This is a genomic window from Clostridium sp. chh4-2 (assembly GCF_002899675.1).
Taxonomy (GTDB): Bacteria; Bacillota; Clostridia; order Lachnospirales; family Lachnospiraceae; genus CHH4-2.
In genome coordinates this window covers 65,125-72,915 of the sequence record NZ_PKUU01000030.1, presented here as the reverse complement: position 1 = coordinate 72,915, position 7,791 = coordinate 65,125, and the positions used below count along the sequence as shown (strand labels likewise).

Below are 7,791 nucleotides of genomic sequence, written 5' to 3'. Positions count from 1 at the left end.
GCGCCTTAGAAACTGACACGGAAATCAGTTTCTACCTGCCTCGTTCTGCCCTTACGGGCCTAAGATGTTCTAAAGGGGTTCCATACGATCCGATCTGTCTGCATCTTCCTTCCCCGGCCTGGACGGCCCCTCAGCCCTTCGTCTCCCGGCTCCGAATCCCGATTCCGGGCTGGTTTTCGCTGGCCTGGTTAAAAAAGTTTTTACATAGAACGTGAAGGCTTTTTCGAAAATGCCTTCATCCTTTACGTTAAAAACGGCAGACTTTATTATATTAAAGTGGAAAAATGACGCTAAAATAGGCATATTTCAGCTTTCCACAAACCGGAAAAACTGTAAAAAACCGGGATTCCACTTAAAAAAATAAGGAAAATCAGCTTTTGTAAGAAAAATTGTATTTTGGGACAAGAAAACAATAATGTTGAATGATAAAAAAACTGATAATAATATAATGAAATATGTAGTTGATAAATAATCTGATAATTTCCTCCAAAAACCCTATTTACAATCGAAAAAAACTATAGTATCATCTAAAAAACTTCAAAGGAAAGGAAGAGATTATGGATCGCAATCAAAATATATCAGTTTCTGGAACTCCCGGACTTTATGATCCGAGATTTGAGCACGACAACTGCGGAATTGGTGCTGTTGCCAATGTAAAGGGAATTAAGACCCATAAAACGGTGGAGCAGGCCCTGCATATTGTGGAAAACCTGGAACACAGAGCCGGAAAAGATGCGGAAGGAAAGACTGGTGACGGTGTGGGGATTATGCTTCAGATATCCCACAGGTTTTTCAAAAAAGTTACGAGACCGCTTGGGATCAGCATCGGCGAAGAACGGGAATATGGCGTGGGCATGTTTTTCTTCCCCCAGGATGAGCTGGCAAGGAATCAGGCTAAAAAGATGTTTGAGATCATTGTCAATAAAGAGGGACTTAACTTTCTCGGATGGAGAGATGTGCCGATCAATCCGGAGTTAATCGGCGCTAAAGCTGTGGAGAAGATGCCTTATATCGTTCAGGGATTTATCCAGAAACCGGCCCTTCTCAATAAGGGACTGGATTTTGACCGCCGCCTGTATGTGGCGCGCCGTGTATTTGAACAGAGTAATGATAATACTTATGTGGTTTCTTTAAGCAGCCGCACTATTGTATATAAAGGGATGTTCCTGGTAAAGGAACTTCGTAAATTTTTCCCTGATCTTCAGGATAAGGATTATGAATCCGCACTGGCTACCGTACATTCCCGTTTCAGCACCAACACTAATCCCAGCTGGATGAGAGCTCATCCTAACCGGATTATCGTCCACAACGGAGAGATTAACACCATCCGCGGCAATGTGGATAAGATGCTGGCCAGAGAGGAAACCATGGAATCTGAGTTTTTCCGGTCTGAGATGCATAAGGTTCTTCCGATCATCAACCAGGAGGGTTCCGATTCGGCAATGCTTGATAATGCGCTGGAATTCATGATGATGAGCGGTATGGAACTTCCGCTGGCCGTCATGATCACGATCCCGGCGCCGTGGAGCCATGATAAATCAATGCCTCAGGAGGTAAAGGATTTTTATCATTATTACGCTACGATGATGGAGCCTTGGGACGGCCCTGCTTCCATCGTATTCAGCGATGGAGATGTGATGGGGGCTGTGCTGGACCGCAATGGTCTGCGACCTTCCCGCTACTACATTACAGATGACGATCAGGTGATCCTGGCATCGGAAGTAGGAGCTATAGACATCGACCAGAGCCATGTGGTTAAGAAAGAGAGGCTTCGCCCCGGAAAAATGCTTTTGGTGGATACGGCAAAGGGAAAAATCATCAGCGATGAGGATTTGAAGATGCATTATGCCACACGCCGTCCATACGGAGAATGGCTGGATTCCAATCTGATCGAGATGAAAGACCTGCAGATTCCCAATGTGGGAGTGCCGGAGATGACAGCGGAAGAAAGATCCAGACTTCAAAAAGCTTACGGATATACGTATGAACAGTATAAAACAATGATTTTGCCGATGGCGTTAAACGGTGCGGAAGCTATTTCGGCAATGGGAGCAGACAGCCCCTTAGCCGTGCTTTCCAAGACGCATCAGCCGCTTTTTAATTATTTTAAGCAGCTGTTTGCCCAGGTAACCAATCCGCCGATCGATTCCATCCGTGAAGAGATTGTGACTTCCACCACAGTATATGTGGGAGAGGACGGCAATATCTTACAGGAAGCGGCTGAGAACTGCAAGATTCTTCAGGTGGATAATCCGATTCTGACCTGTACGGATTTATTGAAAATTAAACATATGAAAAAGACCGGATTCAAAGTGGAAGTGATACCGATTACTTATTATAAAAACACATCCCTGGAAAAGGCCATTGACCGGTTATTCCTGGAAGTGGACCGTGCGCACAGGGACGGTACGAATATCATCATCCTTTCCGACCGGGATATCGATGAGAATCATGTGCCAATTCCGTCGCTTTTGGCGGTATCAGCGCTTCAGCAGCACCTTGTTAAGACGAAAAAGCGCACTTCTGTGGCTTTGATTCTGGAAAGCGGGGAACCGAGAGAAGTTCATCATTTCGCAACTCTGCTGGGATACGGGGCCTGCGCCATCAATCCGTATCTGGCCCAGGAATCGATTAAGAACCTGATCGAGACGAAGATGCTGGATAAAGACTATTATGCGGCGGTTCAGGATTATAACTCCGCTGTACTCCATGGTATCGTTAAGATCGCTTCCAAGATGGGTATTTCAACGATTCAGTCCTATCAGGGAGCGCAGATTTTCGAGGCCATCGGCATTTCTAAAGAAGTGGTTGAGAAATATTTTACGGATACGGTAACCCGTGTGGGCGGCATCACTCTGGAAGACATTGCAAGCGATGTGGATGTGCTTCATTCCAGGGCATTTGATCCTCTGGGACTGGATGTGGATCTGACTTTGGAAAGTGTGGGAAGCCATAAGGAGAGGGCAGGACAGGAAGAACATTTGTATGATCCGTTGACCATCCATCTGCTTCAGCAGGCGGCCCGTACCGGAGATTATGAAATATTTAAACAGTATTCTCATGCGTTGAATGATGAAGGAAAGACCATTAACTTGAGAAGCCTGATTGATTTTAACTTTGATGAAAACGGCGGCATTCCCATCGAAGAGGTGGAGAGCGTTGATTCTATTGTGAAACGTTTTAAGACGGGAGCCATGTCTTACGGATCGATTTCCCAGGAAGCCCATGAGACGCTGGCTGTGGCGATGAACCGCCTGGGCGGGAAATCCAACAGCGGCGAGGGCGGCGAAAGTCTGGAACGCCTGGACGGCGGTAAAAATGGAGTGAATAAATGCTCAGCCATTAAGCAGGTGGCCTCAGGACGTTTCGGCGTGACTTCCAGATACTTGGTGAGCGCCAAGGAGATTCAGATTAAGATGGCCCAGGGAGCAAAACCTGGTGAAGGCGGGCAGCTTCCGGGCGGAAAAGTATATCCATGGGTGGCGAAGACAAGGCATTCAACCACAGGAGTGGGCCTGATTTCCCCGCCGCCTCATCATGATATCTATTCCATCGAAGATTTGGCACAGCTGATTTATGATTTGAAAAATTCCAATACCAGCGCCAGGATTTCCGTAAAGCTGGTGTCGGAGGCCGGAGTGGGAACCGTAGCGGCCGGCGTTGCAAAAGCCGGAGCGCAGGTCATCCTGGTATCTTCTTTTGACGGCGGTACCGGGGCGGCGCCGAGAAACTCCATCTATAACGCAGGACTTCCCTGGGAGCTGGGTGTGGCGGAGGCCCACCAAACGTTGATTATGAACGGCCTCCGAGACAAAGTGATCTTGGAGACCGACGGAAAGCTGATGACAGGGCGTGACGTGGCTATCGCGTGCATGCTGGGAGCGGAAGAATTTGGTTTTGCCACAGCTCCGCTGGTGACCATGGGATGCGTGATGATGCGCGTCTGCAACCTGGATACCTGCCCTGTGGGCATTGCAACACAGAATCCGGAACTGAGAAAGAGGTTTAAAGGAAAACCGGAATATGTGATCAATTTCATGCATTTTGTGGCTCAGGAATTGAGAGAGTATATGGCAAAACTGGGTGTGCGGACAGTGGATGAACTGGTGGGAAGAACGGATCTTCTGAAGAGAAAAGACGTGATGCCAAGTAAAAGAGCCGCTAAAGTGGATCTGTCCAATATTCTGGATAATCCATATGCGGGCCAGACCCTTGCAGGATATAATCAAAAACAGACCTTTGATTTTGAACTGGAAAAGACGGTGGATGAGAAGATATTCCTTAAAAAACTGAAATCGGCTCTGGTTAACGGACAAAAGAGAAGCATTCAGGTGGACGTATCCAATGTGGACAGGACGTTGGGAACCATATTGGGAGCGGAGATCACGAGAGCTTACCCGGATGGGCTTGTGGAAGATACATTTACCATCAACTGTACGGGAAGCGGCGGACAGAGCTTCGGAGCATTTATTCCTAAGGGGCTGACCCTGGAATTGGTGGGAGACAGCAACGACTATTTCGGAAAAGGGCTTTCCGGTGGTAAATTGGTGGTCTATCCTCCTACCGGAGTGAAATTTAAGGCGGAGGACAATATCATTATCGGAAATGTGGCACTTTACGGCGCTACCAGCGGCAAGGCATTTATCAACGGAGTGGCCGGAGAGAGATTCTGCGTGCGAAATTCAGGCGCAACGGCGGTTGTGGAAGGCGTGGGAGATCACGGCTGTGAATACATGACAGGAGGCCGGGTGGTTATATTAGGTCCCACAGGCAAGAACTTTGCGGCGGGCATGAGCGGCGGAATTGCTTATGTGCTGGATGAGAAAAGCGATTTATATAAGAGACTTAACAAAGAGCTGGTGTCTTTTGAGGATGTGACCAACAAATATGATGTTTCCGAATTGAAGGATATGATTAAAGAGCACGTGGCTTACACCAATTCAGCGAAAGGGAAAGAAATTCTGGATAATTTTGGTTACTATCTGCCTAAGTTTAAGAAGATTCTTCCCCATGATTACCGGCGGATGATGAATACCATCGTGCAGATGGAAGAAAAAGGGCTCAGCAGTGAACAGGCACAGATTGAAGCATTTTATGCGAATACCAGAAAGTAGAGGAGAAAGGAGACGTAAGGATGGGAAAGCCAACAGGATTTTTAGAGTTTGACAGGATGGTAAGTGAAGCGGTGAGTCCCAAAGCCCGTATTAAGAATTTTAATGAATTCCATACTCCTCTTCCGGAGGCGGAGCAGCGCCGTCAGGGCGGCCGGTGCATGGAATGCGGAGTACCGTTCTGCCAGTCCGGGATGATGATTAAGGGGATGACATCAGGATGCCCTCTTAACAATCTGATTCCGGAGTGGAATGATCTGGTTTACACCGGAAACTGGCAGCAGGCCTATAACAGGCTGAAAAAGACCAACAGTTTTCCGGAATTTACATGCCGCGTCTGTCCGGCTCCATGTGAGGCCGCATGTACCTGCGGCCTGAACGGAGATCCGGTCAGCATTAAGGAAAATGAGATGGCAATTATCGAGAGGGCCTATGAAAGCGGAGAAGCGTCCGCCCGTCCTCCCAAGATCCGCACGGGAAAAAAGGTGGCTGTCATCGGCTCCGGCCCTTCCGGGCTGGCTGCCGCGGACCAGTTAAACAAGCGCGGACACAGCGTGACCGTGTTTGAACGGGACGACAGGATCGGCGGCCTTTTGATGTATGGGATTCCCAATATGAAGCTGGAAAAACATGTGATCGACAGAAAGATCAATGTGATGAAGGAAGAGGGAATCACATTTGTAACGGACGCCAACGTGGGAGCCAATTATAAGGCGGGAAAAATTTTAAAGGAATTTGACCGGGTAATCCTGGCCTGCGGGGCTTCTAACCCAAGGGATATTCAGGTGCCGGGAAGGGATGCCAACGGGATCTTCTTTGCAGTTGATTTCTTAAAGGCCACCACAAAAAGTCTTTTAAATTCCGGCTTGGAAGACGGGGCTTTTATCTCGGCCAAGGGAAAACACGTGATTGTGATCGGCGGCGGCGATACAGGAAATGACTGTGTGGGTACTTCTATCCGCCATGGCTGCGCATCCGTGACCCAGCTGGAGATGATGCCAAAGCTTCCGGATAAAAGAACGGAAGACAATACTTGGCCGGAATGGCCGAGAATCTGTAAGACAGATTATGGCCAGGAGGAATCCATCGCCGTATTCGGAAGAGATCCCAGGATTTATCAGACCACGGTAAAGGAATTTATAAAAGATAAGGATGGAAATGTGACTAAGGCGGTTTTAATCAGCCTGAAATCACAAAAGGACCCGGAATCGGGCCGCATGATGATGGTGCCTGTGGAAGGGACGGAAAGAGAAGTTCCGGCCGATCTGGTGCTCATCGCGGCGGGATTTTTAGGCGCTCAAAAATATGTGGCGGATGCATTTGGAGTGGAGCTGAATGCCGGAACTAACGTGGTTACGGAGGCAGGAAAATACGGCACGAATATTGAAAAGGTATTTGTAACCGGAGATATGCACCGGGGGCAGTCGCTGGTGGTATGGGCGATCCGGGAAGGCCGCGAGGTGGCAAAAGAAGTGGATAAAAGCCTGATCGGTTATTCGAATTTGGCGTAGCAGTTCAGCCGCCGGGAGACTGTATATTCATCGCCCGGATACTTTTATGACATAACAAATATGGTATTGTACTATGCAGTATTCGGTATTTTACTTGAAGAAAAATTTCATATATACTCTTACTAAGTCAATTGAATAAAGAGCTGCAGGATTATTATATGCTAAGCTGATTTGGAAATGCTTTAGTGGCAAGGCTGCCGCAAAATACATGATGCCCGGATGATTGGAAAACTGCCGGATGCATGATGTATTTTGGGGCAATTTTGTTATCAGGGTATCTTAGGCTTCCGGAACTTTGTGGTAAAATCCGGTGATATATTTATGAAAGTCCTTAATCACTGCGGTCTGGTATCTGGACGGATTGGGAACCAGATAGATATAGCGCAGGCATGGGATATCGGTAATTTCAAGGAAGCACAAGGGCTGCTTTGCGCTGGTAAACCAGTTTACGTGCGGCAGTATGGAAATTCCGGCATTTTCAAACAAAAGGTTTTGCAGAATATTTGCATTTTCTGTCTGAGCGGCAATTCTGGGGCGGAAGCCGGCGCGCTGGCAGCATTCCATAGCGATATTATAAAAATCGTTATGGTTGTCCAGCAGGATGAAGTCTTCTTCGGCCAGACGGGATAAAGCGATGCCGCTTTGCCGGGCCAGGGGATGATTTCCATTTACAACAATATAGAGCTGTTCGCTGGTCAGCAGATTCTGCTTATTCCCGCTGTCCGGACGGATGGTGGAATAAAGGAGAAAATCGGCGTCGGCAGGAAAAATCCCCGCATTTTCATTAATTAAATGGAAATGGATATCGGGAGCGGTCTTCTTAAAACCAGCCATAGGCTGAATGAGCAGGGTAGAGGCAGAGCGGATGGCTATGGTAATGCGGTTGGCGGCGCTGCGGTTTAACTCTTCCATCTCTTTTTGGGAATTTTCCAGCAGAGTTAAAATCTGGTTCACGGTACGCAAAAACAATTTGCCGTTGTCATTGAGCAGAATACGGTTTTTGCCGTGTTCGAAAAGAGGGTATCCCAGCTCTTCCTCCAGACGGCGGATAGAACGGGTCAGGGCCGGTTGGGCGATTTGCAACTTTTTTGCAGCTTCCGTTATATGTTCTAATTCTGCAGCAACTTTAAAATATTCCAGGGCATGAATTTCCATGTCATAACCTCCCG

3 protein-coding genes are annotated in these 7,791 nt (G+C 47.7%); 2 read left to right on the top strand and 1 reads right to left on the bottom strand.

Translation table 11 applies throughout. From position 1 onward, the window contains the following. The first annotated feature begins 557 nt into the window (after positions 1–557). Both gltB and C0033_RS23950 read left to right on the top strand, forming a co-directional pair. Positions 558–5,114, top strand: coding sequence for a glutamate synthase large subunit (gene gltB / locus C0033_RS23955; RefSeq protein WP_103230366.1), 4,557 nt, complete (start codon positions 558–560; stop codon positions 5,112–5,114). Between the two features lie 20 nt (positions 5,115–5,134). Next, a complete protein-coding gene (locus tag C0033_RS23950) occupies positions 5,135–6,622 on the top strand; it encodes a glutamate synthase subunit beta (protein WP_103230365.1) in 1,488 nt (495 codons plus the stop codon). A 279-nt stretch (positions 6,623–6,901) separates the two neighbouring features. On the opposite strand, the gene C0033_RS23945 is transcribed toward C0033_RS23950, so the two are convergent. Then, the gene (locus C0033_RS23945; RefSeq protein ID WP_103230364.1) at positions 6,902–7,777 is read right to left on the bottom strand and encodes a LysR family transcriptional regulator; all 876 of its coding nucleotides are present in this window, start codon (positions 7,775–7,777) and stop codon (positions 6,902–6,904) included. Positions 7,778–7,791 lie beyond the last annotated feature (14 nt).